This is a genomic window from Neobacillus mesonae (genome assembly GCF_023715155.1).
In the GTDB taxonomy this organism is placed as follows: Bacteria; Bacillota; Bacilli; order Bacillales; family Cytobacillaceae; genus Neobacillus; species Neobacillus mesonae_A.
This window is the reverse complement of the sequence record NZ_JAMBNQ010000001.1, coordinates 264,673-291,061: the sequence shown is the minus strand read 5'-3', so window position 1 is coordinate 291,061 and position 26,389 is coordinate 264,673. Positions and strand designations below refer to the sequence as shown.

The following is a 26,389-nucleotide window of genomic DNA, read 5'->3' as shown; positions in this document are numbered from 1 at the left end:
ATCACCATTATTTTTTTAAATTCTTTAGTTGATCGCCGATAACTTCTCCTAATTGGAAACCTTTTGTTTCCTCTGGAAGTTCATAATCAAACTTCTCTTCGGCTTCTTTCTCCAGAAGTTCTTTAATGCTTAATGATAAACGCTGATCTTCTTCATTAACATCTAATACTTTGACTTGAACTTCCTGACCCTCTTTTAATACCTCGTGTGGTGTACCAATATGTTTATGGGCAATTTGAGAAATATGAACTAGTCCTTCAACTCCAGGGAAAACTTCAACGAAAGCACCATATGATACTAGTCTTTTTACAGTTCCAGTTAGTACACTGCCTTTTGGAGCTTTTTCAGATATATTTGTCCATGGTCCTGGTAAAGTTTCTTTAATCGATAAAGAAATTCTTTCATTATCTCGGTCAACACTTAAAACTTTCACTTGTACTTTTTGTCCCTCATTTACTACATCAGAAGGCTTGTCAACATGTTCATGTGATAATTGGGAAATATGGACAAGTCCATCAATACCGCCGATATCAACGAAGGCTCCAAAATCAGTAATTCTTTGTACTGTTCCTTCAATTACTTGACCAGCTTCAAGCTCATCCAGGCGGTTTTGTTTTTGTCTGCCCTTTTCTTCTTCCGCTACCGCACGATGAGAAAGAATTAAGCGATTTTTTTCTTTATCTAGTTCGACAATTTTAAAGGTCATTGTCCGTCCTTTGTAATCACTAAAGTCTTCAACAAAATAAGTTTCAACTAATGAAGCTGGAACAAAACCGCGTACTCCTAAATCAACCACAAGTCCGCCTTTTACAACATCTTTAACTTCGGTTTCAATCACTTCACCAGCTTGAAACTTCTGCTCTAAACGATCCCATGCTTTTTCAGCATCAACTTTTCTTTTTGAAAGAATTAATGCCTCTTCTTCCACTTTAAGTACTTCTAATTCCAATTCTTCATTTTCTTGAACTGCGTCTGATGCTTTTTCAATATGCAGGCTTGAAAGTTCACTTATTGGAATAATTCCATCAAGTTTGCTTCCTTGGATATCAACTAAAACCTGTTTTTCTTCCACTTTTGTAACTTGTCCAGATACTTTGTCACCAATTTCAAAGCTTTTTACCTCTACTTGATTTAACTCTTCAGACATATGTAATCCTCCTTAAACCTATCGGCTGCAAAATATATAAATTCTTTTAATACAATTTGAACATTTCGGAACTTAATAGGGAATTTATTCTAGTTAAACTAAGAATATTCGAAAAAGAATCTCAATTAATAACTTCTTATAAATAGGCTATTTTGTCAAGCAGAACCTACCAATGCTCTTTAATAAGTTTATGAATTTCATCCATAATTAATTCAGTCGCCAGTTCTGCAGATGCTTTTTCTTTTCTCATTTTTTCCATGTCAATTGGCTTTCCAAAAGCTACCTTCACTTTATGAAAGCTTCTATATGGACCTATCACGGCACATGGAACAACCTTAGCATTCGTCTTTAAGGCAAAGAATCCTGCTCCAGCAAGCCCTTTTCCCAGTTCTCCTGTCTTGCTCCTGGTCCCCTCAGGGAAAAGTCCCAAAACATGTCCTTCTTTTAAAACACTTAATCCCTTCCTAAGTGCCTCACGATCACTCATTCCCCGTTTTACAGGAAAGGCATTGCATTTTCTTACAATCCCCCCCAATACTGGGACACGGAAAATTTCTTCTTTTGCCATATAATAAATCGGCCTTGGTGCTGAAATTCCCACAATAATCGGATCAAAGTTATGGATATGATTAGAGCATAAAAGGATTCCGCCATCTTTTGGAAGATTCCCCCTCCCAATTACCTGAACCCGATACAATGGTTTAAAAATCGATTTCACCACTGATCTAGCAAATGCATAGAAAGTCAATTCTATCCAATCCTTTCATCCACCAGAGTCATTATCTTATCGACTACTTCTGGAATCGTCAAAGAGGTTGTGTCGATTTCAATTGCATCCTCGGCTTTCTTTAATGGTGCTGCTTCTCGTTCTGAATCAATCTTATCCCTGAGGGCAATTTCTTGTTTTAATTTTTCAAGATCAGAAGTGAAGCCTTTTTGCAGATTTTCAGAATGACGTCTCAAGGCTCGTTCCTCAACGCTGGCAAGTAAAAAAATTTTTACTTCCGCTTCAGGCAGTACATAGGTGCCAATATCACGGCCATCCATTACCACCCCGCCGCCTGCAGCGAAGTTTTGCTGTCTTCTTACCATTTCTTCCCGCACCTTTGGATGTTTAGAAACAATAGAAACCGAATTTGTTACATCAGAGGTGCGAATTTCATTTGTTACTTCTTCGTGATCAAGAAATACTAATTGCCCATTATCTGAAGGAAGCAATTCTATTTTAGTTCTTAAAAGAGTATCTAATAATACTTCCTCATCTTCAAGGTTAAGGTGTTCTGCAATTGCCTTAAACGTTAAGGCCCTGTACATTGCCCCTGTATCAATATACAGATAAGATAATTTTTCAGCCACAATTTTTGCAACCGTGCTTTTACCGGCTGCTGCCGGTCCATCAATGGCAATAGATATTTTTTTCTTCATAAATCCTCCTAAATAAAACAAGTTCATCTCTAAGCTGTCTACTATCTATTTTACCATAACTCTAAGAAATGCCTCTAAATTTTGCATATAATTTCATAAAAATAAAGCAGGCTGTCCTGCTTTATTTTTCCTTTAAGGTTTGAAGAATATCGGTAATGGTATTTTCATTTACTCCCTCATATTTAGTTAATTCTTTTATTGAGGGCAATAAATCGAGCTGATGGAATAAAAATTGTGCCAAACAAAGAAATATAAATTGAACGATAATTAATTTAATTAATAATCTCTCGAATTTTTCCAAATAGGATCCACTCCAATTCCAGATACTCCTAGTATCGGAGAGGAAATGTTAATTTATCCATTTAAAGAAAGGAAAAGCATCTGCTTTTCCTTATAACACGTCCTCGTATACGGCCTCTGAATCCTTTAATTTTTCAACTTCCTCTTCTCTTCCATTTTCTGCATTAATAAAAATTCGATACGTGTCATTTTTAATGGTGCCTAGGAATTCATAACATAATACTTCTTTATTTAAATCATTCACTATTATTGCCTTCCTGTCCTCCATTACCTTTAAATTAGGATTAACTTTACCACGTGCTTGCTCAAGAGTTATGGCCGGTTTACCTATATTTCTTTTTTGAACTGATTTTAAATATTCTTCTGCTGATACTCCAAGAATATCGCCATTATCCAAGGCAACTTTTAGCTTTATAGCTTCGGGATATATTCTTACCCCGTTTTTGTTCGTTACAAAATTGAATACACCCACATTATCATATTGAGTACTTTCGAATAACTCTAAATCTGGGTATCCAGTATCTTTTAAAAAGGCTTGTGCCTTTATCATGCCATCATTCAAACTTAATTTTTGCTTTTTTACATCCCGATGGTTAATAAACCAAATAGGATGTCCGCCCTTTTTCGTTAGATCCATACTGGATTCTTGTCCAGTTTTCTCATTTTTAACTGCTACACTGTAAAAACCGTAATCAGAGCCTTTTCCATTTTCCGTTACCTTTACATTTAGATTTCCCTTCATATTCATGTATTTTTTTGCAATTGCAGCAGCTTCACTTTTTGAAATCGTCTTTCCTGATACATTTTTGAAGTTTTCATCCTTTTTCTGCATATTGGAAAAAGTTGGTCCAAAGTCAGTTTCGTCAAAACCAGTCACTGTTTTTTCCACTGTTTTAAAACCATCTATTATGGTATTATCAGTCGTCTCTTTACCAGAGGCGAGTGCCATTTCTACATCCATCCAGCGGAGATTATTTTTTAAAACCATATGCTGAACTTTACGAAGTTCATTTTGGATGTCTCCAGACTGCTTATAAAGAACTTTTAAGGTATTGTATTCTTTATCTGTTAATGGCTCTTTATCTAAATCTCTTATTGCAGTACGATAGCTGAAATTTCCGATGTTTGAAAGAAATTCTTCGGTCTTATTAAATGGCAGCAATGTAAGCGGAAGCTGTCCTACATCATTATGTGCCTCTGAAGTAATCCTCCAGACTTCTGCCAAAGAAGGCGACAATGATTGTCTGGAATTCATTGCAATAGTTGTCCCAATTTTGTCGTGCAATAAATCCATTTGATAGGAAAGTCCATGAAAGGCACGTTGATAGTTATTTTCAGCATTTAAGAGAATTGCATTCTTTTCTTGATGTTCTTGATAACCCCAATAGCCGGTGCCGATGACACCAAGTGCGAGTACTCCAATTAATAAACCTCTAATCAATTTCGTTCACCTCTACTTGCAGAAAATATGTTTGCCAATTTTTTTAATCTGCGGTCTTGACCAAATCCAGGAGCTTGTTGCTGTAGCAGGATTAAAATAATAAAGTGCTTCTCCTGTAGGGTCCCAGCCATTTATCGCATCAATAACTGCCTTTTTTGAAGTCTCATTAGGTGTAAGCCATATTTGTCCGTCTGCAACAGCTGTAAACGCACCAGGCTCAAAAATAACACCAGAAACAGTGTTGGGAAAGGAGGAACTATTAACCCGGTTTAAAATCACTGCTGCCACCGCTACTTGCCCAATATAGGGCTCTCCTCTTGACTCACCATGAACAGCATTTGCTATCAATTGTATATCATTTTGTGAAAAACCTTTTGGAATATTTACAGCAGTTGCTTTTTTTGCCGTCTTATTAGCAGTTCCATTTGCTCCTGCGGTATTTCCTTTATTATATTTTGTTGTTTTTAATAACTTAGCTTTAGTACTTTCACCCACTAACCCATCAATTGGCAGCCCAAATTCATATTGAAAATTACGCAGCGCCCAGTATGTTCCCCAACCAAATACTCCATCTATTTTCCCGTGATAGAATCCAATATAATTTAGCCTGGATTGAAGTTCAATGACATCATTGCCAACTGCCCCCTGCTGAATTACTTGATTTGAAAATGCGTGAACCCGATCTGCCTGAGAAAAAGGAAGTGCAGTACTGACCAATGCAATCATCAAAATGAATTTTATTAACTTGATTTTTTTATTCATGGAATATGAACCCCCATTGTAAATCTTTTTACAGTAACCCTATTTTCTGTTATATTGGTGTTTTTATTCCATTAAATACAAAAACCCTTCATTACGAGTGAAGGGTTTTTTTTGCTGCATATTGTTTTTTGAAGTGATTTGCACTTAATATCTTCGCTTTTTTCACCTTGGTTAAGCCAAACCACCATAGAAAAATCATAAAAGGAAAAATGATATAAATCCAATTTTTTAAGGAAAGAAGAATGAAATCATAAAAACCATGAAGAACGAAAGGAAGGATAAGCGAAAGCAGTAACCACTTTATTTTAGATCCTTCTGTAAACTTTGCTTTTCCAAGATAAAAACCCATAATAACACCAAATAGAGCATGACTTGATACGGGTAAAAGCGCCCGGGACATAGCATGTTCCACACCATTAGCAACTAAATAAAAGATATTCTCCACTGTGGCAAATCCTAGTGAAACTGCCACTCCATATACAATTCCGTCAAATGGTTCATCAAATTCAACATGTTGATATATAGCATAGAAAAGAAGAAACCATTTAAAAAATTCTTCTAAAAAGCCTGTACTGAAGAATGCATCAAAAAGGTCAGATTTAACCAAATTCTCCGTCTCGAAAACATGCTGAATAAACATGATTGGGAACACAAGCAGAGCCCCATATAGAAATGTCCGTAAGACTAAAGAAACGGGCTCTGGCTCGTATTCGTCTTTTAAATAAAAATAGCTAAGCAAAGCAAGCCCAGGAGCAATTCCTGCAGATAAGATTCCGAGCATGATGAACCTCTTTTCAAAAATCCATTTTGTATAATCGTACCATGAATATCAGGTTCAATAAAATGAAAGTTTCACCAATTTGGGATAATTTGTTTAAAATTCAATATCTTCCAAACCACTGGCCAAGGCAGCAGCCAGTTTAATTCTGGCCTTCTTCGAGTCATTATCACTCCCAAGAATTACTCCCTTTTTATATAAATCATAAGCACTTCCCTTGTAATCATAGGTAGTATAAACTGCCCCTTCTTCTGCGCTTGTCGTAATGACTAATTTGACCCCTTCTTTTATAGCCAATTCAATTTCTTCCATCATATTTGGAGCAACCTGTCCTCTGCCCACACCTTCCAGGACAATCCCTTTCACTCCCGCTTCTCTTGCCGCTTTAATAAATTTGCCGTCTGCCCCAAGATAACATTTGATAATCTCCACTTCCGGTATGGGTGATTTGACAGCAAAAAATTCTCTTTTCAGTGGTTTTTGATATACTTGTACCTGATCATTATCAATGATACCTAAATAACCAAAACCGAACACATTAAATCCCTGAATATTGGAAGCATGTTCCTTTTTCACATACCGGGCAGCAAAAATGCGTTCATTAAAAACGACGACAGCCCCTGCATTGTATAAATCTTTTGAACATGCGGTATATATAGCATGCCGTAAATTAATATAGACATCACTTCCCAAATCCTCCGGAGAACGTTGAGAACCTGTTACCACAACAGGACGGGGATCATTTATCGTTAAATCAAGGAAATAAGCCGTCTCTTCCATCGAATCTGTTCCATGAGTAACAACAACTCCTGAAACTGATTCGTCATGAAAATAGTGTTCAATTTTATCTTTTAAAACAAGTAAATCATCAAAAGTAATATGAATGCTGGCCTTTTGAAATACAGATTCAACAATCACCTCGATATTATCGGGAAGCTGACACATTGAAGCTAACTCTTCTCCCGTTAAAGCACCTGATGCTAATTTTCCAGATTCCTTGTTTGGCTTGCTTGCTATTGTTCCCCCTGTAGTTAACAAAACCACTTTTTCCAAAACTATTCACCCTTTTGTTCTTTTTCTAAGATGTCATTTGCAATTAGGCTGCCATGAAACCGGCCATTTTCAATAAATATTTCGTTTGCATTATTACCGGCAGCGATAACCCCTGCTATATAAACATTCTTGATGTTCGTCTCCATCGTTTCAGCATTGATCATCGGCCTGCCTGTTTCTTCATCAATACTTACACCGATAGATTGTAATAATTGATGGTCAGGGTGATAACCCGTCATAGCAAAGACAAAATCATTTTGAATTTCCAGCTCTTCTTCATCTTTTATAAAAATGACTTTATCTTCTGTTATCTCCTTTACATTCGTATTGAAATGCATTTGAACGATACCGTTTCTAACCAATGATTCGAATTCTGGTAAAATCCAAGGTTTAATGCTCGGAGAATATTCTTTTCCACGATATAGAACCGTTACTCTTGCCCCTGCTTTGACCAATTCGATTGCTGCATCAACACTGGAGTTTTTTCCACCGATAACACATACATCTTTGTCGAAATAAGGATGTGCCTCTTTAAAATAATGAAATACCTTTGGTAAATTTTCGCCGGGCACATTCATATAATTCGGGTTGTCATAATACCCAGTGGCAATCACGATATATCTAGAATGATAGGTGTCTTTAGAGGTTTGAATTGTAAAGCCTTGAGACAATTTCTCCACCTTTAATACTTCTTCAAAAGCATTAATTCGCAAATTTTTTCGTTTAGCCACTTCCCTATAATAGACAAGGGCTTGATTTCTTTTAGGTTTATAGGTGTCAGTGACAAATGGCATGTCACCGATTTCCAGCTTTTCACTTGTGCTGAAGAAGGTTTGATGTGTCGGATATTTATAAATAGAATTAACTACATTTCCTTTTTCAATAATAAGCGGTTTTTTCCCCATATCCTGCAGGGCAATTGCTGCTGCCATGCCGCAGGGGCCAGCCCCAATAATGGTGATATCTTCGTTGTGCACTACAAATACACTCCTTATAAAAAAACATATAATTTAAAAAAGCACAAGCGCCATGACCAAGCACATCTTGTTCCTGTGATGAATATTTTCGCTATCTTTACTTAACAGTCACCCTAAAGGCATAGCAAATGTTCTTCGGTCCCCAAAATCGCTTTTGGACTTTTAGAGCCGAAGGTATTTGACCTTTAGCTGCTTTAAGCTTGTGCTTTACGCAAGATGCTCAAAGCAGCCTTATTTAAGGGCAAAAAACGGCTAGGCGCTCCTTAAAAAGCTGACGCTTTTCCTTTGTGCAAGACTAAGCTAAATAAGCTTTCCTTATGGAGCTAGACAATTCTGTAAAGACAATGACTTAAAAATTATACTATAAAAAAACTCCTACCAGATAATGATAGGAGTTTTCCTGTTATATTTCAATCTTAAATCCATCCTCTAAAGCGGCTTGCCTCTGCCATTTTCCTTACACCAACCATATATGCAGCAAGACGCATATCAACTCGGCGTGTTTGAGCAGTGTCATAAATATTATTAAAAGACTTTACTAAAATCTTTTCCAGTTTCTCCTCTACTTCTTCTTCTGTCCAATAATAACCTTGGTTATTTTGAACCCATTCAAAGTATGATACAGTCACTCCTCCTGCTGATGCGAGAACATCAGGTACCAAAAGAATGCCGCGTTCTGTTAAGATTTGTGTTGCCTCCAGGGTTGTAGGTCCATTAGCTGCTTCCACAACAATATTCGCACGAATATTATGGGCATTTTCCTCTGTAATTTGATTTTCAATTGCTGCAGGAACAAGGATATCACAATCCAATTCAAGCAATTCCTTATTTGTAATGGTATTGTCAAATAACTTAGTTACAGTACCAAAGCTGTCCCTTCTATCAAGAAGATAATCAATGTCAAGACCATTAGGATCATAAAGTGCACCGTAAGCATCAGAAATTCCGACTACTTTTGCACCAGCATCATGCATGAATTTTGATAAATAGCTTCCGGCATTCCCAAAACCTTGAATGACCACTTTTGCACCTTTAATGTCAATACCTCTTTTTTTAGCCGCTTCACCGATACAAATGGTAACTCCTTTTGCAGTGGCTGATTCACGTCCATGGGAACCGCCAAGAACAAGCGGTTTGCCTGTAATAAATCCAGGTGAATTAAATTCATCAATTCGACTGTACTCATCCATCATCCATGCCATGATCTGGGAGTTTGTGAATACATCCGGAGCAGGAATATCTTTTGTAGGTCCCACAATCTGGCTGATGGCACGGACATACCCGCGGCTTAACCTTTCAAGCTCTCTAAATGACATATCACGCGGATCACAAATTATACCGCCTTTACCGCCTCCATAAGGAAGATCGACAATACCACATTTTAAGCTCATCCAAATTGATAAGGCTTTCACTTCAGTCTCTGTCACACCTGGATGGAATCGAATTCCACCTTTGGTAGGTCCAACAGCATCATTATGCTGTGCTCTGTAACCCGTAAATATTTTAACGGACCCATCGTCCATTCTTACTGGGATTTTAACTGTCATCATACGTAATGGTTCTTTTAACAGCTCGTATACTTCTTCAGGATAACCTAACTTTTCAAGGGCTTTATGAATAACAGTCTGCGTTGATTTTAACACATCATGCTGTTCCGCTTGATTAGTCTTATCAATACCTTTTTCGGCTACCATTTGTAAACCTCCTAAGAAATCACTTTTACGAATGTTGTCCGCTTTCAGACACAAGTATACACCTTTAATATTTTTATGCAAGAACAAAAATGAGCTTTCTATTTATTATTTTACGATTATGTAATCGGCTCCATTCTATGTTTTTCTTGAATAGTATTTTTGGTGAATAACCGTGCAAAAACAATAAATATAAAAGAGAAGGGATAAGGCCACGGGGGGTTTTTCCCCCAAATCCCTTCGACAAAAATATTATTCATTTTATGATTATTTAAAATATTTAATGATGGTCTCTACTGTCTTGTCTTTCATTATTACTTTGCCATATTCAGCTAGAATATGCGGACTAAGTATGGAGGCATTCCCAAATTCTGAAAGAATACATGCAGCCATTTCATTTTTCTTTGTCTCTAATTGATCCATTAATAAATAATAGCGTCCATTCATAGAAAATAAACTTCCGCCAAACAGGGCTGCTGTAGAAAGCCTTTTTGAAACACTTATAAGATTCTCGAAATCATCGAACTCGAATAAGAGCTTTTCAAAGCCGCAAGCTCTTACTTGCATTTCAATAAAACCATCATTTAGCATCTCATCATATTCTTTAAATTCCTCAACCGTGATAATCATAATCATGCCTTGAGCCTGAAGAGAAAACACTTCAACTGCTACAGAACCTTGTATATCTACATCTAATTCCATACTTGCTTCTTCAAGCATGTCGTGAAAAAGCTGATTCCATTTACCGGCATCTTTCCAAATATCCTCTTTGGTGAGCCCCCTATCCATTAAATCATCAGAGGTTAAAAAAATTTTAATCTTATTTGCCGTTAAGCGTTCTAAGCGCATGTTTTAGCCCCCTGCTCATAACTACTCTTGTTTTTAATGTATGCCTTGAGAAGGGGTTGGTGAATTGTCTTACTAAACCGTCACTAACATCTTGAAATAGAAATTAAGTGACATTCAGCTGGTGCGCCCAATCTTAAAGGAACTGCAGTTGTCCCATAACCATTGCTTATAAGCAATGTTGCATTATTCAATTGTTTGACGCAGCCTCTTTTTTGGGGGCTGTATCCAAGTATATGAATCTGTCCCCCATGTGTATGTCCGCTTAAAACCAAACGAATTCCATTTTCAGGTTTGATTTTTTCAACTATATCTGGATAGTGGCTTGCTAAAATTTTAAAATTAGACTCTTCTGCATCTTTAAGTGCTAAATCAAGACGATCACGCTCATTTCCTACTTCATCCACACCTAGGAGAGCCCACTTTTCCCCCATTTCTGACTCAAATGTAACAGCCGTATTTCTTAATACTTTTATTTCCATTGAATTCATGATTTTTTCTAATCTTTGATTATCAATTTCATAATCATTATTTCCCCAAACAAAATATACAGGTCCGATTTCCCTTAATTTACGTAAATTTGTTTTTGCTTTTTTAAAGGAAACACCTTTTTCCATCAAGTCTCCTCCAATGATAACGATATCTGTCTTACCTTGTACCTCATTAATGATTTTGTCAGAAATCGTTCTTCGATGGATATCAGAAATAAAAAAGATGGTTACCTTGTTGAAAGATGATGGAAAGTTATTAAAACAAAATTCATGGCGGACGACATTATTAAGAAAAGCTTCTCGCAGCATGTATAGTAAAAGGCAAACTGCAAAAATGAATAGGATTACTATATAACTCACCATAGTCCTATTTCCCCGTTTCTATTTTTAATTTTAGGATGTGTTAAATTCAGCTGTTGATTTTCGCTCCATACTTGGCAGCATAGGCAGCGCACGACTAAAAGGCGATAACTTTTACAAGAAGGAGACACAAGTTTCCAGGGAGCCGTTGCCGCAATCAACAGGGTTTAAAAAAATCACACCGTTATTTAACACAGCCAATTTCTAAATAAAATCATATCATAAACAAAACAAGGACAAGAAACTTAATGGAGATAAATAGAAATTTGTACAGATAAAACAAAATCTATTCATAAAAAAACCCTCCATAAAAATATATGAGAGGGATTGTAAACCTTTCTTTATGAAATCGTTATATTTCTTGGATGTTTAAAATACGGAATCCATGTTCTTCGAGCTTTTTTACAAATTTATCGATATTGTTCTTCTTTTCAATCTTCATAACAATTCTGCGGACAAGTTTATCAGTTTCATCAAATGTAACGAGTGAAATAATGTGTTCGTGGAAGTGATGGGCTATTTCAGACAGACGGGCAATCCTTCCTTCTGTTTCTACCGATGTGAAAGCAATTCTGATACCAGGCCGGTTAACACCAAAAGCACTTTCAAAAAAACCAAGTACATCTGAACGTGTTACTACTCCCAAAAATTTATGGTTTTTTTCATCCACTACTGCAAGCAGTGGAAAATCCTTTAAATCCAACATCGTCTTTTCAAATAACTCTGAACCTGTTAAATACTTTTCCTGGTGGCTGGCAATATCTTTTACACGTATTGTCTTAAGATATTCCTCCCTTGTTTTATCAGTATGAAAAAAATTCGCGTAAATTCCAACCCTTGTCACAACCCCCAGATAACGTTCCCCCTGCAAAATTGGCAGCCCGTCAATTTGATTCTGTTCCAGCTTTTCCAATGCATCCTTTAATGTATCATTTTCTTGTGCCGTGATACATTCATGTTTTGGTATCATCATATGTTTCACAAACATATTCCATCACCTCAAGGAGTATAGTTCTTTCATCTTATTATATTTCTAGATGATGGGTAAATATCCTTGCATATAATAAAGTTTTAACTTCTCATTTTTTCTCATGATATAGGTTAATATCATAATGTTTTTTCATCACTTCAAATATTAGATGACGGTTTTTCCATTCCTCTTCTTTTTTCCATAAGTCTTTACTCCTGTCAACAATCTCACACCTTAATTCTTGGTATTCCTTTTCTTTTTTATCTTTCTGCTTTCTAAATACATTCATAGCACCGTAACTAATTAAGGTGATAGAAAAGAGAATCAGGTTTAACCCATCCTTTAATGCGGCAGAGAACATGGCAAAAAAAGAATAAGAATTGTGCTCGGCAATGTTAAAGTAAAAATAGCAGCAGAATAAGAATGCAAATCCAAGTGTACCGTAAATAGAATAAAAATGACGTTTTTCAGCAATATCAAATTTGGCCTTTCTTTTTCTTAAGTTTTCCAGCATTTGTTTTGTTGCTGGATCTGTATGGTCTAACAATTGAATCGGAGTATCCATTTTATCCCCCCTTCATCCTAGAAATATATGTATGAACTTGTCCTTTTGTTTATGTTTATTTAACAAAAAAACCAATCCAAAACGGATTGGCCAGGGCGTCTACTCATTATTTGATTGGTCCAAATGAATGGTTTCATAGTAATTGGAACTGCCCGTGCTTTTTTTTACATGAATCACTCTTTTACCGTCAAAATAAGAAATAGTACTGAAAATAATAATAGGCAGTAAGATGAAAAATATGACTAGGATTCGAATAAGCGGATATTTAAACTTCCATTTTCTTCTCTTTCTTTTTCGGGTATGAAGTTTAGAACGGGGCGGCAGGCTGCCTCCAGCATCTGTTGTCTCAACGATTCTATCAATACGCTGTTTTGTCCGTTCAGCCTGTTCCCTAAATGGCTCTTCTTTATTCATCATAGCAGTCCCCCGTTCCTTCTTTCACTTCATCAACGTTCAAAGGTCTTTTAAACTTTATATATATTCCTAATAAAAAATCTATGACAAAATGCATTATAATTGTTACAGCAAAATTATTCGTCCATTGATAAATAAAACCTATGATAAAACTAAGGGAAACAATATTAATGAATAAATACCAATTAAACAGGTAACGGTAGTGGATAATAGCAAAAATAATACTTGCAAAAATAAGTCCCACTTTTGTTTGGATAATACCGCGAAACAGCAATTCTTCACTAAAGGCAACAATAGCTGCAATAAAGAAAATATGAAGGACATTTCGTTTCCTAAATATCCTTTCATTCAAACCGCCATCATTATAAAAATGAGACGGCAGACTTTTCATTAAGGCTATATCTAAAACAACCACTGCCAGCCCTGATAATATTCCAATCTTATAAATATCAGGGTCCTTTATCGAAAAATGGTCCAAATAAGAAAGATCATCGAATAATAACCAGCTTAAAATAGCCGATATAATAAGAATGATAATCTGTGTTAGATACAAGTGAAAAAGTAATTCTTTATCTGTTAAACCTGCAATCATTTCATTGTATTTATTGTTATTATTCATTTACTCAACCCGCTATTATTTAAAAGTTTGATTAAATAGTCCTTCCAGCTGCTTTCACTTGTACTAAAATGCCGCCGGCTTACTGACTGATAATATGGCTCTATTACTAATCCACATTGATCACAGCATGGAGTAACCACCGTATTTGATCTGTCATCAAAGTATTCCATCATAAATTTACGCCTGCATGTTTTTGCATCAATCCATTGTTTCATTCGGAAGATATTTGCTTTCTTTGCCTGCAGACGATGTTCCACAAAATCCTGAATCATTTCTTTTAAATGCTGAGGACTTTTCACGTCTTGCGGCGGGCGATTAACCAGTTCTTCTACTATACGCCATTGTACTTCTGAAAATCCGCCAAGCTCCTTTAATGTTTCTGCTAATTGGCCTTCACCAAAATTTCTTCCTATATAAAGGTCTGTTTTATTAAATAACCAATCTATTTGTTGATTCGATGGAAGTTCACTTTCAGAAAGCTGTATGGGCAGCTGTTCATCTCCAGGCGAGTAAAGAAGGATGGCAATACTTGGTTTACCATCACGCCCCGCCCTGCCTATTTCTTGTAAATAGGATTCGATTTGCATCGGCATATGATAATGAATAACAAAGCGGATGTTTTCTTTATTAACCCCCATACCAAAAGCACTTGTTGCACAAATGATATCAAGCTGATCATGGATAAATTGCTGTTGAATCAATATTCTCGCATCTTGTTCCATTCCCCCATGATAAGCACTCGCCCGGCAAATCTGTTTGTTTATAAGCATTTCAGCCATATGTTCAGCAGCCTTTTTACTGGAAAAATAAATAATTCCCGGTTTTTTAAGTTTGGCAGCAAGTTCGAGGACACGCTCTTCTTTCTCACGATAATCCGGAACTTTTTCCACATATAACCCAATATTAGGACGGTCGATTGAGGATTCAATTTTTTTCACTTTATTTAGTCTAAGTGACTGAACAATATCTTGACGAACTTTTGCCGTTGCTGTTGCGGTTAATGCTAAAGTAAGAGGGTTTCCCAGAGCATTTCGAATTTCACCTAATTTCGAATAATCGGGACGAAAGTCATACCCCCATTGAGAAATACAATGGGCTTCATCTACAACAAATAATGAAATGGATAAACTTTGTAATCTTTTGATGATGTATGGAATTCGCAGCATTTCCGGCGAAATAAAAATAAATTTATATTTGGTTAAAAACTTTAGAGCGTAATCCTTTTCTTCCACGCTTAAAAATGAATTAAGGGCAACAACCCTCTTTTCACCAAATCGTTTCATTTGCTCCACTTGATCTTGCATAAGCGATAAAAGTGGTGAAATAATTAAAATCTGCCCTTCTAATATATAACCTGGCAGTTGATAGCAAAGTGATTTGCCTGTTCCTGTCGGCAGCATTGCTAAAGTGTGTTCCCCGTTTAGTAGTGAAGAAATAACTTCCTTCTGCCCTATTTTAAAAAAAGAGAATCCAAAATATTTTTTTAATAAAAGTTCTAACTCCATGCCTTATCACCAAACTTTGCCAATACAAGCCTAATTTGAAAATAACTTGCCCTTGTTACCATTGCTTTGATTAACTTTAATTGTCTTGAGCCTGCACTCTTTGAAGAACGTAAAATTTCATCCTGGAGATTGGGATCCACATATTCATGAATTGAAAAACGATCGATATTAAGGGCAATCTCTACAAGATGGTCTTCAATCGTACTTAATTTTAATTGACGAATTTGAGCAATATGTTCTAGAGAATAACCTTTCGTTAATAGCTGCCATGTCTTTTTTGAGGATTGTGTTAATTCATTTGATTTTATTAATCCATTATAAAGAAATGATAACACCGGAAACCTGTCAGGATTTACCCGTAACGTTTCCATCATGAAATGAATGATATGAACAAATTGGAGATAATAATCATAATAGCTCATGGACAGTTTTTGGGCCAATTGCGTTCCTGTTAAGCCAATTTGCTGATATCCGGTTAACCGATAGACTAAAACAGACGGATCAAGTCCTTTATTTTCTGAAAAGCAATCAAGAAGTTCAGCATAAATTTGGCTGGCCATCTTATTTTTAGAGACTTTCATATCCTTTAAAGTTGATTTTAACCAAATATGAACATCCTTGTTTTTTTGAATTGGAACGTAGTTTGTTTCATGGTATTCAAAATTCGATGCTACTTGTATCAATAAAGATAGCCTTTCCCAAAACAAGGTAGAGAGCTGATGAAATTCCCAGCCATTTAATTCCCTTAATAAAGGGTTGTTTTTTAAAAATAAGTCTCCAGATGGAGTTGGAAAAAAAGTTTGATCTTTTACTTTGTATATCAATTTCTGATTTAGAAGTGTTTCAATTCGCTGATTAAACGTTTCTCTGGTTAATACATCCATAATTCCAAAGAACTTTTTTAAATTAAATAAGTGTGCATCTTGTATCGTTTGCGAAGATTTTTTCCCATTTAAAAGGTGATAAATGGAATAAACAGTTCTCTCTTTATTCAACTGCTTTAAACAATATAGAATAATGGATTCCAACTGCGCCATTTTGAATCACCACTCTCGTTTATTCGACATGATTCGTTTAAAACCTTTATATATTTTAACATGAAACAGAAAATCTTACTGATTAAAAATAGTGATGCTGCGAAAATATCCAAAGCCCTCTATGAATAATTATTTTTCTATTGAAAAGTTGTCGATACAGTCTTACAATAGAGTGAGAAAAGCGTTTACCAGTATTTTTGCTGGTTAAACAAAACAAAGTATTCTTTTTGATAATCACTGGGAGGTTTTTTACATGGCTAAGTACACTATTGTTGATAAGGAAACTTGTATTGCATGCGGTGCATGTGGTGCAGCAGCACCAGATATCTATGATTACGATGATGACGGGATTGCATTTGTAACCCTTGACGATAACGAAGGAATTGTTGAAATTCCAGATGTACTAATCGATGACATGATGGATGCTTTTGAAGGCTGCCCTACCGATTCCATTAAGGTTGCTGACGAGCCATTTGATGGCAATCCAACTAAATTCGAATAATATTTTTACCATTAGATATTATTAAGCTGCTAACCCCTCATCCATTATGATGAGGGGTTTTATTATTATCATGGAATAGAAAAAGCAGCCATCAAGGCTGCTTTTTGGAACATTAAGCATGTTTGACAATTGAATGTTTATTAATCCACGACCGCATCCGGGTGAATAATAACATAAATACAATTGACATTAAAACACCTTTCAGTATATTAAAAGGCAGAATGCCCGGTACAACGTAATTACGTAAATCTGGAAAACCCATCAGTTTAGTATATGCCGGTAAAATGAAATAGTAATTCAATACACTCATCATTATAGACATTATAACTGTTCCAGCAATTAAACCAATTGTCATGCCTCTTCTTGTTTTAAGCTTGCTGTAAACATAATAAGTAGGCAATATAAATAAAACTCCCGCCAGAAAATTAGCAATATGTCCTACCGGTACCCCTGTCGGACTTCCAATCATAACAAAGTCAAGCAAATTTTTTAAAAACTCAACTAATATACCGGCCATTGGTCCAAATATTAATGCAGCAATTAGTGCCGGGATGTCACTAAAATCAACCAGTAAGAAATTCTGAAATGGCGGCATCGGGAAATTTAGCAGCATAATTAAATAAGCTATACTGCTCAACATCGCAATTGATACCATTGCTTTGACCTTTGTGATTTTCATTTTCATTTTCCTCTCCCCTTTTTTGATCCATCATGTTAGGAAGAGAGATTCAGCATTTAGGCACCCAAAATAAAACTCCCTCAAGAAATATGCTTGAGGGAGAAGGTTAGGCACACTAAATAAACATTCAATCCATAGAAAATTTTTGAACGTCTGCAGAACCTCCATCTTCTCCCATCCAGACTATACTGTCGGCTTTGGAATCTCACCAAATCCTGCCTTTAGAAGGCTCGCGGGCTTAAGATTTTCTCTAATACCGCCGATCGGGAATTTCACCCTGCCCCGAAGATAGATCGATATGAAATTACAACTTTATTATACTGAAAAAAAGCAGCTTTGTTAAGTATTTAAACCATCTATCTAAACTTTATTAATTTTTAACAAACATAAATTTACCCGCAGCTAAATTCACTGCGGGTTCAAAATCAAGATATTATTCATTTTATTTTACAGTTAAAATCTGATTTGGCATAATAATGTCGGATTTCAGGTGATTTAACTCTTTAATTCTTGCAATCGTCATATTCTTCCTTTTTGCAATCGAATATAGTGTATCCCCCTGACGGACTATATAAGTATTCTTTTGTTTTCCTGCAGGTACATTTGAATTGATGTGTTCTTGATAAGGAATGCTTACGGTAATGACTTCGTTGCTAGCCACCCCGCCTTGGACAAATTCACCCACACTCGTACTGCCCAGAAGCTTTTCCGGGTCAATGGCATATTTCTTATCATATCTCCATTCCAGCTGATGTGCTTCAAAATGTAAATGGGTACCGGTAGCTTGTCCAGTTTGACCCATTTTACCAATAATTTGACCTTGTTTTATTTTCTGCCCTTCAAAAACTTCCCGTTTATTCAAATGGGCATAAACTGTTACCAAATTTTTAGGATGTTTAATAAATACTACATTTCCATATGTATCGGAGAAATAGGATTTCTCCACCACTCCATCCTCAACGGATAGAATGGGGGCATCCTTTTTACCTGCAATATCAATTCCCTTATGTTTACCATTTCTGGTCCCATATGTGTCAGAAATAATGCCATCTGACGGCCAAATCCAATGTTTATGACCATTACTTTCAGTCAAACCAGCTGCTTCTGAATGTCTTCCTCCTAAGAATAATAAACTTACACAAAGCGCCATCAGTATGGCAATCAAAAATCTCCTTATGTAATCACGCACTTTCCCTTTTCCTCCTTAAAATCTAACTCTCTTCCTCACGATATGTTTTTATATTCATCTTTAGAACAAATCATGGGGCTGGGTCAAACATATTTGTTATATTTTGGAGACTTCAGTCATTTTATACAAAAAAATAGACAAAAAGAAAATCAACCGAAACGGTTGATTGAAAAAAAACAGATTAACTGGCAGTAAAAACCGGCTTTAAAGCATAATGCAAGCCTGAAAGTATGGGCGGATGATAAAAAATCCCCGCTAAAGTTTTAATTTATTCAATATTACGCATATTGGGTGCTATTGGTACTTTGTTTTCTTTAGTTAAATCAAAAGGACCAATCTGTTTAATCGGAGCATCTGTAATAACCACCTTTTCCATCCCAAATTCTTTAGCGGTTAGTAATAAGGCTTCGTAAGAAAATACGGTTAGCTGGTCATTTTTAATCTTCGAATCCCTTTCTACAGGCAGATATAATACTTTATTTCGTATCGATAATTCGTTTTCTTTTATCTTAAGATGCATCGATTTTTTTAACCCATTTCGGTCTTTCTTCATCGCTTTGAATGCATCTCTAATATTTTCAAAGGGCTCTATACTTGGTACAAGATAGGGGGATTCATGTCGATTTGGATAATAAAATAAATATGCATGATGCCTTTCGGGCTGTATCATAATTTCATTTTTTATACCCGTATTTCCAAATTCAATTCCCGGTTTTCCATCCGTGAATAATCTTGCCTTTTTCACATTACTGTTTGATGAGATATCTTTTTTTATAATATTAATAAACATTAACTCATTGCTCGACCCTTTACCATATTCATGGTCTGCTGGTACGTTAACATCAACGGTCCCGCTTTTTTCATTAAAATTAAAATCTGCATTGATCGGGTAAAAATCATCCAATCCCCATTCATTTTCATTCAACTGGGCCATTTTTTCATTAAATACATCCAGCCGCGATTTATTTTTTATATTATGAACAATTGTAGATATGGGAATAATATTTTGTGCTTGTTCATCCGGAATCCAATAGGTAATGACCTTCCCTTTTCTTACTTCATTTTCGTATATAGATGATTTCAATGGCTCTCGATTATCGGAACCCGAAAACGTTTGGTCCTTCGGCTGAATATTTTCTTTTTTCAATGTTATTTGCTGATTGAGAGATTTCTCATTCAGGGACTTTTCTTGGAATAACTGAGATGTTGGACCACCTATAAATTTTGTACCTAAAATAATACATAGGAATACTGCAGCTGCTGTTGCAATACTTGGCACAAGCCATGGAAAAGCATTTCTTTTTTTGAAGGGGAAATTTTGATTCATGTCAATGGGATTACGATGATCTTTGACTTTCGGCATTTGTCTTAATAGTTCTTCAATTTCTCTATCGCTCCACTCTGACTTTTTCATCACTATTTGATCCCTCCTTTACATAAAAGGTCTCCATATGTCTCTTTATTAACTTTAATGAACGGTGCTGCGTTGTTTTTACTTTACTTTCCGTCCACCCTAAAGTTTGTGCTGTTTCAGCTATTGATAAATCATGGATAAAACGCAAAGTAATGACAGCCCGCTGATCCATTGTACAATGTTCCATTGACTTATAAACCCATTGTATTTCTTCTTTTTGGACTGCAATCTCTTCTGGAATAGGGTCCGAATCTTTTACTTGACTGGCGGACCAATCGAACTTTTCCATTAATTTATCTTTCCAGCCCTTTTGTTTACGAAAATAATCAATGGCCACATTCCTGGCAATTGAAAAAAGCCATGTTTTTTCACTGCTTTTCCCTTCAAAACGATCATAAGACTTAAATACTCTAATATAGACCTCTTGAACAAGGTCTTCTGCCTGCTCTCTGTTTCTTACCATATAAAACAAAAATTGAAATACATCTTGGTGGTATTTGTTATAAAGTTCATCGAAAACGGAGTCCATTAATTCTCCTCCCCGTTCATTAAATTAGTCGTTATTTATGTATGATTGGTTTCATCTCTTAAATATAGACTGTATTACTAAAAAAAGGAAGGTGTTTTTTAGAAATCAAAACAAAAAAACATTTAAAAACCATACTCCATTTTAAAATGGGCGGGGTTCTTAAATGTTTCCCGTGAATCAAGAACAATCGGCAAATTTTGATTGTTTTTACCTATTTTCGAGGCAAAAAGAAGGAAAATGTCGTCCCTTGACCAAGTTTGCTATGAACTGAAATAGCCCCTTGGTGGGCATCTATAATATGTTTAACAATAGCAAGTCCAAGTCCTGTGCCCGATTTTCCTCTCGTCCTCGCTTTGTCTGCCTTATAGAAACGTTCAAAAATAAATGGCAAATCTTCCTCTGGAATGCCTGAACCTGAATCAATAACATTCATCCTAATTCCTTTATCTTCTAATGAAACCGTTAATTTAACTGAACCCCCTTTTGGAGTATGCCTAATGGCGTTATCAATTAAATTGGTTAGAACCTGTTCAATCCGATCAGGGTCAAGATAGATAGAATGAATACCATTTTCTATTTCAGTATTCAGATAAATTTCATTATCTTTAGCAAGTCCTTGGAATTTATGAATAATACGATTAATAAAAGTGTTAAGGTCAATTTCTTCTTTTGTTAATTGAATATGCCCTGCTTCCATTCTCGCAAGATCCAACAGTTCATTAACAAGACGGCCCATTCTAAGAGATTCATCATAAATAACTTGGGCCATTTCTTTTTTCTCTTCCTGTGATTGGGCAATATCATCAACAATAGCTTCACTATATCCTTGCAGCATTGAAATAGGGGTCCTCAGCTCATGTGAAACATTGGCAATGAAATCTTTCCTCATTTTATCTAATTTTCTTTCCTCTGTCATATCCCTTAATACAGCAACTGCACCGCGAATAAATCGATTACTATAAAGAGGCGTCACCAAAATTACCCAATGACGGCCTTGGAGTGAAATCTCACCCATTTGTTCTTTTTCAGTTTCTACTGCTTTCTGGAAAAGCTCCATTACCTGTGAAGGCAGTGCTTCAGAAGCAGTATGATCTTCTTTTTCATAATACCAGTATTGAAGAAAACGTTCACCTGGAGGATTGGTAATTAGGATGGTTCCATCACGGTTAAATGTAATCACTCCATCTGCCATGCTGCTTAAAATACTTGACAGTTGTTCCTTCTCCTGGTTAAGGGCATTTATGTTGAACTTTAACTGTCTGCCCATTTGATTAAAAGCCGTTGCCAATTCTCCAATTTCATCGTGTGTAAGAATCGGGACTTTCGTATCAAATTTTCCTTTTGCAACCTCAAAAGCTGCCTCCCTCATTTTTCGAAGCGGTGCGGTAATTCTTGTTGATAAAAAGAAAGCAAAAATGGTTGTCAAAACAATAGCAACACCAGCAACCAATAAGATAAACTTGGTTGTCGAGCGCGATGTGTCCCTCATTACTTCAAGCGACTGATAAATAAAAACAGCACCATTATCACCTGAAAGATGCAAAGGTACACCTATGATAGAATAATTGGCATTTTCATCATTAACCGAATTACTTGTTGATAAGTTAGATACCTTTTCAACGGTTTTATTTTCATGAAACACTTTTGATAATTCCGGATCATTTAAAATATCGTTAATCGTTAACTTTTGTTCATTTTCCGTGTTAGGGGAGTAATAGACTTCATGATTATTTTTTATGATCACTACTTTCGTAACTTTGTCTATTACTTCCCAGGATATTTCTAATCCAATTGACTGTTTTTCATTAGGATGTTCTTCTAAGATCCGGGCAATTTTTTCTGCTGTATTGGTTAAATCATTCTTTGTTTCTTCAATTGTATAATTTTGAAAAAACTCAAGAAGCATAACCGTCAAAATAAAAAGAACAAATGAGACTAATAAAAGGATGGTAAACCAAAGCTTACCTACAACACTTCGTAAAAAGGTCATTCATTGGTTACCTCAAACTTGTAGCCGACACCCCAAACGGTTACAATCATTCTTGCGGCAGGCTCGGATACTTTATTTAGTTTTTCACGAAGCCGTTTAACATGTGTATCGACTGTTCGCAAATCACCAAAAAATTCGTAATGCCAAACCTCTTTTAAAAGCTGTTCGCGGTCAAATACTCTGTCTGGCGCTTTTGCCAGGAAATAAAGCAACTCGTATTCTTTAGGCGTCAGGCTGACCTCTCTGCCTTCAGCAGTCACTCTGTGCGCATCATTATCAATCGTTAAATGAGGAAAAACGATGACATCTTTCGTTGTAGTTTCTGTTTGTAAAAAGCTTGTTTGTGATGATCTTCTTAAAATGGCTTTTACTCTTAAAACAACTTCTCTTGGGCTGAATGGTTTGACAATGTAGTCATCTGTACCCACCTCAAAACCCTGAACCCGGTTTACTTCCTCCCCTTTTGCTGTCAACATGATAACGGGTGTGGATTTTTTTTCCCGAAGCTCCCTGCAGACTTCAATTCCATCTTTTCCAGGCATCATAAGGTCAAGAAGAATAATATCATAATCATTCTCCAATGCTTTTGATAAAGCCACATTTCCATCTTCAGCTTCATCTATAATATAATCTTCCCGCTCTAAATACATTTTTAAAAGGCGGCGGATTCTTTCTTCATCATCTACTACTAAAATTTTCACTTCTTTTTCCATTAATAATCCCCCCATGGTGTTTATTTTACAAAATGGTTTCCAATTTTGCTATATGTTCAGGGTTAATAAATGCCTTTAAAAGTGTCAATAATATGACAAATATAGAACAGTGTAAACGAGTGTTTGTAAAAAGCCTTCACTTTTCGCAAGTGAAGGCTTTTATATTATTCATTATGAACCAGCATAAGAATGAAGGCCCGCAATGACGAGATTAACTGCTACCAAGTTAAACATAATAATGGCAAAGCCAATGACAGCAAGCCATGCTGATTTTTCTCCGTGCCATCCTTTCGACAGCCTTAAGTGCATAAAGGCAGCATAGAATAGCCAAGTAATTAAGGCCCATACCTCTTTTGGATCCCAGCCCCAGAAACGTGACCAAGCAACCTGTGCCCAAATCATAGCGAAAATTAACGCTCCTAAAGTAAATACAGGGAATCCAATTAAAACAGAACGATAACTGATTTCATCCACAAAATCAAGTTTTATATTTTTCACAAGCGGTTTAAGCATCGATCCAATCCGTTTTCTTATAATTAATCGAATCAATCCATAGAGCACAATACCAGCCGCAACAGACCAAATGACGGTATTTAACTTTTTCGCATTGATAAATGCAGGCATTTCTGCCCATGGCTTAAATCCGTCTTTTGTCAGTAATTTTCCTTCATGCGGTCCCGTTAATGCCGGCATCGTATATTCAATTTGAGCTTGGTTTCCGCTTTTATCAACCCAATTAAATTTCTCATGATACCCCATTCCGGCAAAAACGGAAGAAACCACAACAAACCCAATAACCGTAACTAAACAAAACATAACGAATTCCAGCCAAAAAGTTTTCTTGGTCGATTTCGTTTGATCAATAGCCTTCACCAGATATATTAATCCAGCAGCAAAACTAATGGCTAAGATGGCCTCTCCAATCGCTGCAGTTGTAACATGAATATAAAGCCAATAGCTTTGCAAAGACGGAATTAATGGTGAAATATCTCTAGGAAACATGCTAGCATATGCAATGACCAAAATGGCTACAGGCATAGTGAATAATCCTAAGAGTGTAGTACGATAAATAAAATAAATAACGATAAATGCACCAACTAAAGCCATACCAAAAAACGTCGTAAACTCAAACATATTACTAACCGGTGCATGTCCGGCAACAATCCATCTGATAATAAAATAACCAAGTTGTGAGATAAAACCAATAATGGTTAAAAATACAGCAATTTTCCCCCATTTGTTGGTCGTCTTTGTATCATTTAAGTCTTTCTTTTGTTTAATTGATCCGCCAAAAAAAAGAGTAGCCACTAAATATAGAATAAAAGCAATAAACAATAAATTACCACTTAGCTCTACCAACTAAACTCCCTCCTTATCCTTTTGTTCACGCTGAAGCTGATCCTCTGGCATCTTTAATTTTGTATCTTCCAGCACCTTTTCAATTTCCCGCTTTAATCCATACCAATTCTTGTTTGTATGTGCGGCAATCCAAACATCACCATTTTTATTTTGTACCCATATCCTGCGATGATTCCAATAAGCACCTTGAATAACACCAATCATGAATAATATTCCTCCAAAAATAATGACCCAAATCGATGAATCTTTACGAACTGTAAATCCAGAAACATTTGTTGTGCCAATTCGTTTAAATGCCATTTTATAGGTATTATTTCCAAAGGGTTCAATTGTCTGCCTAATAGCAACAAAGCTGGTTTCTCCCTTAGGTTTGTCCGGTGCGGTCATCCGAAAAATAAATGCAGGATTATTTGGCACACGGGATTTCGTACTCGGTTCACCATTTTCGGCAAATTCAAAGTCTGGAAAGTAGTTTAGAATTTTCACGGAGTAGCCATTTCCTAAATCATACTTTTCCTTTGGAGTCCTAAGATTAATCGTAAGTTCCCCAAAAGATTTTTCAGTCTTTTTATTTATTAACGCAAAAGTCATAGAATCCATTTCACTTCTAAACGAAGACTGGTATATTGAATAGCCTTCAAATTCTAATGGGTGATTGACTCGAATTTTATATTCTTTTACCTTTTCAAGCTTTGGCTTTTCACCTGGAATTTTTTCACCTGAACGCTGATAGAGCACAACATTAGACTGATAGTTTTTTACGACATTACCGGCTCTATCAAGTGCTTTTTCAAATGTCTTATTTTTCTCTTTATCATAATGCTCTAAGATAAATTTATTATTATGCACATAGAATTTTTCTCCTGTTTCGGGAACCAAGGCTGTTTCCCCTTCCCGGACCCAAAGATTTTCATTCACATACATACCTGGTATGAAACGAAGCATGGCACCAAAAAGAAAAATAATTAATCCCACATGGTTAACATATGGACCCCATCGGGAAAATCGTCCCTTTTCCGCTAACAGGTCTCCATTTTCTTCACGGACCTTGTAGTGTTTTTGTATCAAATGCTGTTTTACTGTCTCAATATCCCTTTGATCCACATTATGACTAGCCCCAAAAACACGCTGCCGCTTTAAAAAGCCTTCATGCCGTGTTACCCTTTGCGCCTTTAATGCTTTATAGAGCGGCACTACCCTATCAAGACTACATATAACTAAAGATATACCTATCATTGCAATCAACAGTAAATACCACCAAGAACCATATAAATCATGGAAACCCAATTGGTAGTATAATTTCCCAAACCAGCCGTATTCTTTTTCATAATAAACTTCTGGAGGGAGATTTATGTACATTTTCTGTGGAAGAATCGTTCCTAGTATAGAAGCAATTAAAGTAATGATAATCAGCCAAACCCCAACTTTGACAGATGAAAAAAAGTTCCATACTTTATCAACAACCGTTTTTTGATATATTTGTGAACGGCGGGCACTCCCTTCATACCGCATATCCAGGAGCTGTTTCTCGTTCTCTTCCTCAACAAGAATTTTCCCGCACGCTTCACACAGCACGGTTCCATGGGGATTAACGTGCCCACATTCACATTTTACATCCTTCATGATTGAAAAA

General features: G+C 36.0%; 27 protein-coding genes and 1 riboswitch. Of the genes, 1 reads left to right on the top strand and 26 read right to left on the bottom strand.

The annotated features are described in order from the left end of the window. Positions 1–7: 7 nt before the first annotated feature. The 18 genes from rpsA to M3183_RS01480 all read right to left on the bottom strand — a co-directional run bounded on the left by rpsA (position 8) and on the right by M3183_RS01480 (position 16,381). The gene (gene rpsA, locus M3183_RS01565; protein WP_251465803.1) at positions 8–1,147 is read right to left on the bottom strand and encodes a 30S ribosomal protein S1; all 1,140 of its coding nucleotides are present in this window, start codon (positions 1,145–1,147) and stop codon (positions 8–10) included. A gap of 166 nt (positions 1,148–1,313) precedes the next feature. Beyond that, positions 1,314–1,895 carry a lysophospholipid acyltransferase family protein gene (locus M3183_RS01560; RefSeq protein ID WP_251465800.1) on the bottom strand — a complete coding sequence of 194 codons (582 nt, stop codon included), beginning with the start codon at positions 1,893–1,895 and terminating at the stop codon, positions 1,314–1,316. Between the two features lie 2 nt (positions 1,896–1,897). Then, entirely contained in the window at positions 1,898–2,572 is a 675-nt protein-coding gene (cmk, locus tag M3183_RS01555; RefSeq protein ID WP_251465797.1) for a (d)CMP kinase, read from the bottom strand. Between the two features lie 121 nt (positions 2,573–2,693). After that, entirely contained in the window at positions 2,694–2,873 is a 180-nt protein-coding gene (locus M3183_RS01550; protein ID WP_251465786.1) for a YpfB family protein, read from the bottom strand. 90 nt (positions 2,874–2,963) lie between these two features. Next, entirely contained in the window at positions 2,964–4,313 is a 1,350-nt protein-coding gene (gene ypeB, locus M3183_RS01545; protein ID WP_251465784.1) for a germination protein YpeB, read from the bottom strand. A gap of 12 nt (positions 4,314–4,325) precedes the next feature. Beyond that, positions 4,326–5,075: a spore cortex-lytic enzyme gene (gene sleB, locus M3183_RS01540; RefSeq protein WP_396953685.1), complete on the bottom strand. Its 750-nt coding sequence runs from the start codon at positions 5,073–5,075 to the stop codon at positions 4,326–4,328. Positions 5,076–5,166: 91 nt separating this feature from the next. Next, positions 5,167–5,856 carry a glutamic-type intramembrane protease PrsW gene (prsW, locus tag M3183_RS01535; protein ID WP_251465760.1) on the bottom strand — a complete coding sequence of 230 codons (690 nt, stop codon included), beginning with the start codon at positions 5,854–5,856 and terminating at the stop codon, positions 5,167–5,169. Between the two features lie 93 nt (positions 5,857–5,949). Further along, entirely contained in the window at positions 5,950–6,912 is a 963-nt protein-coding gene (locus tag M3183_RS01530; protein WP_251466254.1) for an asparaginase, read from the bottom strand. Next, on the bottom strand, positions 6,909–7,838 hold the full coding sequence (locus tag M3183_RS01525; protein WP_251466252.1) for a YpdA family putative bacillithiol disulfide reductase: 930 nt from the start codon (positions 7,836–7,838) through the stop codon (positions 6,909–6,911). The genes M3183_RS01530 and M3183_RS01525 overlap by 4 nt, the downstream gene beginning before the upstream one ends. Before the next feature lie 461 nt (positions 7,839–8,299). Further along, complete coding sequence (locus M3183_RS01520; RefSeq protein WP_251465757.1) at positions 8,300–9,577, bottom strand: Glu/Leu/Phe/Val family dehydrogenase; 1,278 nt, start codon at positions 9,575–9,577, stop codon at positions 8,300–8,302. A gap of 264 nt (positions 9,578–9,841) precedes the next feature. After that, positions 9,842–10,423, bottom strand: coding sequence for a genetic competence negative regulator (locus M3183_RS01515; protein WP_251465754.1), 582 nt, complete (start codon positions 10,421–10,423; stop codon positions 9,842–9,844). Between the two features lie 83 nt (positions 10,424–10,506). Next, positions 10,507–11,274, bottom strand: a complete 768-nt coding sequence (locus M3183_RS01510; RefSeq protein ID WP_251465752.1) for a metallophosphoesterase — start codon at positions 11,272–11,274, stop codon at positions 10,507–10,509. Positions 11,275–11,623: 349 nt separating this feature from the next. Further along, entirely contained in the window at positions 11,624–12,259 is a 636-nt protein-coding gene (locus M3183_RS01505) for a CBS domain-containing protein (protein WP_251465747.1), read from the bottom strand. 91 nt (positions 12,260–12,350) lie between these two features. Next, positions 12,351–12,806 carry a YpbF family protein gene (locus M3183_RS01500; RefSeq protein ID WP_251465737.1) on the bottom strand — a complete coding sequence of 152 codons (456 nt, stop codon included), beginning with the start codon at positions 12,804–12,806 and terminating at the stop codon, positions 12,351–12,353. A 99-nt stretch (positions 12,807–12,905) separates the two neighbouring features. Continuing rightward, the gene (locus M3183_RS01495; protein ID WP_251465736.1) at positions 12,906–13,223 is read right to left on the bottom strand and encodes a hypothetical protein; all 318 of its coding nucleotides are present in this window, start codon (positions 13,221–13,223) and stop codon (positions 12,906–12,908) included. Further along, positions 13,213–13,839, bottom strand: a complete 627-nt coding sequence (locus M3183_RS01490; RefSeq protein ID WP_251465735.1) for a CPBP family intramembrane glutamic endopeptidase — start codon at positions 13,837–13,839, stop codon at positions 13,213–13,215. The genes M3183_RS01495 and M3183_RS01490 overlap by 11 nt, the downstream gene beginning before the upstream one ends. Continuing rightward, on the bottom strand, positions 13,836–15,344 hold the full coding sequence (locus M3183_RS01485; RefSeq protein WP_251465734.1) for a RecQ family ATP-dependent DNA helicase: 1,509 nt from the start codon (positions 15,342–15,344) through the stop codon (positions 13,836–13,838). Before M3183_RS01485 ends, M3183_RS01490 begins: the two co-directional genes overlap by 4 nt. After that, positions 15,335–16,381, bottom strand: coding sequence for a YpbB family protein (locus M3183_RS01480; RefSeq protein WP_251465733.1), 1,047 nt, complete (start codon positions 16,379–16,381; stop codon positions 15,335–15,337). The genes M3183_RS01485 and M3183_RS01480 overlap by 10 nt, the downstream gene beginning before the upstream one ends. Before the next feature lie 253 nt (positions 16,382–16,634). Here M3183_RS01480 and M3183_RS01475 point away from each other — a divergent pair, with 253 nt between their 5' ends. Continuing rightward, positions 16,635–16,883 (top strand): 4Fe-4S domain-containing protein, encoded by a 249-nt coding sequence (locus M3183_RS01475; RefSeq protein WP_251465729.1) that lies wholly within the window; start codon positions 16,635–16,637, stop codon positions 16,881–16,883. Between the two features lie 112 nt (positions 16,884–16,995). Here the strand turns inward: M3183_RS01475 and M3183_RS01470 are convergent, their stop codons facing one another. The 8 genes from M3183_RS01470 to resB all read right to left on the bottom strand — a co-directional run bounded on the left by M3183_RS01470 (position 16,996) and on the right by resB (position 26,379). Beyond that, complete coding sequence (locus M3183_RS01470; protein WP_251466250.1) at positions 16,996–17,562, bottom strand: ECF transporter S component; 567 nt, start codon at positions 17,560–17,562, stop codon at positions 16,996–16,998. 162 nt (positions 17,563–17,724) lie between these two features. Beyond that, positions 17,725–17,856, bottom strand: a riboswitch (FMN riboswitch). Positions 17,857–18,004: 148 nt separating this feature from the next. Further along, complete coding sequence (locus M3183_RS01465) at positions 18,005–18,712, bottom strand: peptidoglycan DD-metalloendopeptidase family protein (protein WP_285878433.1); 708 nt, start codon at positions 18,710–18,712, stop codon at positions 18,005–18,007. A gap of 307 nt (positions 18,713–19,019) precedes the next feature. Then, complete coding sequence (locus tag M3183_RS01460; protein ID WP_251465723.1) at positions 19,020–20,168, bottom strand: hypothetical protein; 1,149 nt, start codon at positions 20,166–20,168, stop codon at positions 19,020–19,022. Continuing rightward, positions 20,140–20,694, bottom strand: a complete 555-nt coding sequence (gene sigX / locus M3183_RS01455) for an RNA polymerase sigma factor SigX (protein WP_251465721.1) — start codon at positions 20,692–20,694, stop codon at positions 20,140–20,142. Before sigX ends, M3183_RS01460 begins: the two co-directional genes overlap by 29 nt. 211 nt (positions 20,695–20,905) lie before the next feature. After that, complete coding sequence (locus M3183_RS01450; protein ID WP_251465718.1) at positions 20,906–22,684, bottom strand: ATP-binding protein; 1,779 nt, start codon at positions 22,682–22,684, stop codon at positions 20,906–20,908. Continuing rightward, entirely contained in the window at positions 22,681–23,397 is a 717-nt protein-coding gene (locus tag M3183_RS01445) for a response regulator transcription factor (protein ID WP_251465714.1), read from the bottom strand. Before M3183_RS01445 ends, M3183_RS01450 begins: the two co-directional genes overlap by 4 nt. Before the next feature lie 171 nt (positions 23,398–23,568). Beyond that, positions 23,569–24,756: a c-type cytochrome biogenesis protein CcsB gene (gene ccsB / locus M3183_RS01440; protein ID WP_251465711.1), complete on the bottom strand. Its 1,188-nt coding sequence runs from the start codon at positions 24,754–24,756 to the stop codon at positions 23,569–23,571. After that, a complete protein-coding gene (resB, locus tag M3183_RS01435) occupies positions 24,757–26,379 on the bottom strand; it encodes a cytochrome c biogenesis protein ResB (RefSeq protein ID WP_251465708.1) in 1,623 nt (540 codons plus the stop codon). Positions 26,380–26,389 lie beyond the last annotated feature (10 nt).

Bases quoted from the DNA above. Each gene is read 5' to 3' on its own strand.
- rpsA (WP_251465803.1), bottom strand. From the start codon at position 1,147: ATGTCTGAAGAGTTAAATCAAGTAGAGGTAAAAAGCTTTGAAATTGGT.
- cmk (WP_251465797.1), bottom strand. From the start codon at position 2,572: ATGAAGAAAAAAATATCTATTGCCATTGATGGACCGGCAGCAGCCGGT.
- sleB (WP_396953685.1), bottom strand. From the start codon at position 5,075: ATGAATAAAAAAATCAAGTTAATAAAATTCATTTTGATGATTGCATTG.
- prsW (WP_251465760.1), bottom strand. From the start codon at position 5,856: ATGCTCGGAATCTTATCTGCAGGAATTGCTCCTGGGCTTGCTTTGCTT.
- M3183_RS01525 (WP_251466252.1), bottom strand. From the start codon at position 7,838: ATGGCAGCAGCAATTGCCCTGCAGGATATGGGGAAAAAACCGCTTATT.
- M3183_RS01520 (WP_251465757.1), bottom strand. From the start codon at position 9,577: ATGGTAGCCGAAAAAGGTATTGATAAGACTAATCAAGCGGAACAGCAT.
- M3183_RS01515 (WP_251465754.1), bottom strand. From the start codon at position 10,423: ATGCGCTTAGAACGCTTAACGGCAAATAAGATTAAAATTTTTTTAACC.
- M3183_RS01510 (WP_251465752.1), bottom strand. From the start codon at position 11,274: ATGGTGAGTTATATAGTAATCCTATTCATTTTTGCAGTTTGCCTTTTA.
- M3183_RS01505 (WP_251465747.1), bottom strand. From the start codon at position 12,259: ATGTTTGTGAAACATATGATGATACCAAAACATGAATGTATCACGGCA.
- M3183_RS01500 (WP_251465737.1), bottom strand. From the start codon at position 12,806: ATGGATACTCCGATTCAATTGTTAGACCATACAGATCCAGCAACAAAA.
- M3183_RS01495 (WP_251465736.1), bottom strand. From the start codon at position 13,223: ATGATGAATAAAGAAGAGCCATTTAGGGAACAGGCTGAACGGACAAAA.
- M3183_RS01490 (WP_251465735.1), bottom strand. From the start codon at position 13,839: ATGAATAATAACAATAAATACAATGAAATGATTGCAGGTTTAACAGAT.
- M3183_RS01485 (WP_251465734.1), bottom strand. From the start codon at position 15,344: ATGGAGTTAGAACTTTTATTAAAAAAATATTTTGGATTCTCTTTTTTT.
- M3183_RS01480 (WP_251465733.1), bottom strand. From the start codon at position 16,381: ATGGCGCAGTTGGAATCCATTATTCTATATTGTTTAAAGCAGTTGAAT.
- M3183_RS01475 (WP_251465729.1), top strand. From the start codon at position 16,635: ATGGCTAAGTACACTATTGTTGATAAGGAAACTTGTATTGCATGCGGT.
- M3183_RS01470 (WP_251466250.1), bottom strand. From the start codon at position 17,562: ATGAAAATCACAAAGGTCAAAGCAATGGTATCAATTGCGATGTTGAGC.
- M3183_RS01465 (WP_285878433.1), bottom strand. From the start codon at position 18,712: ATGGCGCTTTGTGTAAGTTTATTATTCTTAGGAGGAAGACATTCAGAA.
- sigX (WP_251465721.1), bottom strand. From the start codon at position 20,694: ATGGACTCCGTTTTCGATGAACTTTATAACAAATACCACCAAGATGTA.
- M3183_RS01450 (WP_251465718.1), bottom strand. From the start codon at position 22,684: ATGACCTTTTTACGAAGTGTTGTAGGTAAGCTTTGGTTTACCATCCTT.
- M3183_RS01445 (WP_251465714.1), bottom strand. From the start codon at position 23,397: ATGGAAAAAGAAGTGAAAATTTTAGTAGTAGATGATGAAGAAAGAATC.
- resB (WP_251465708.1), bottom strand. From the start codon at position 26,379: ATGAAGGATGTAAAATGTGAATGTGGGCACGTTAATCCCCATGGAACC.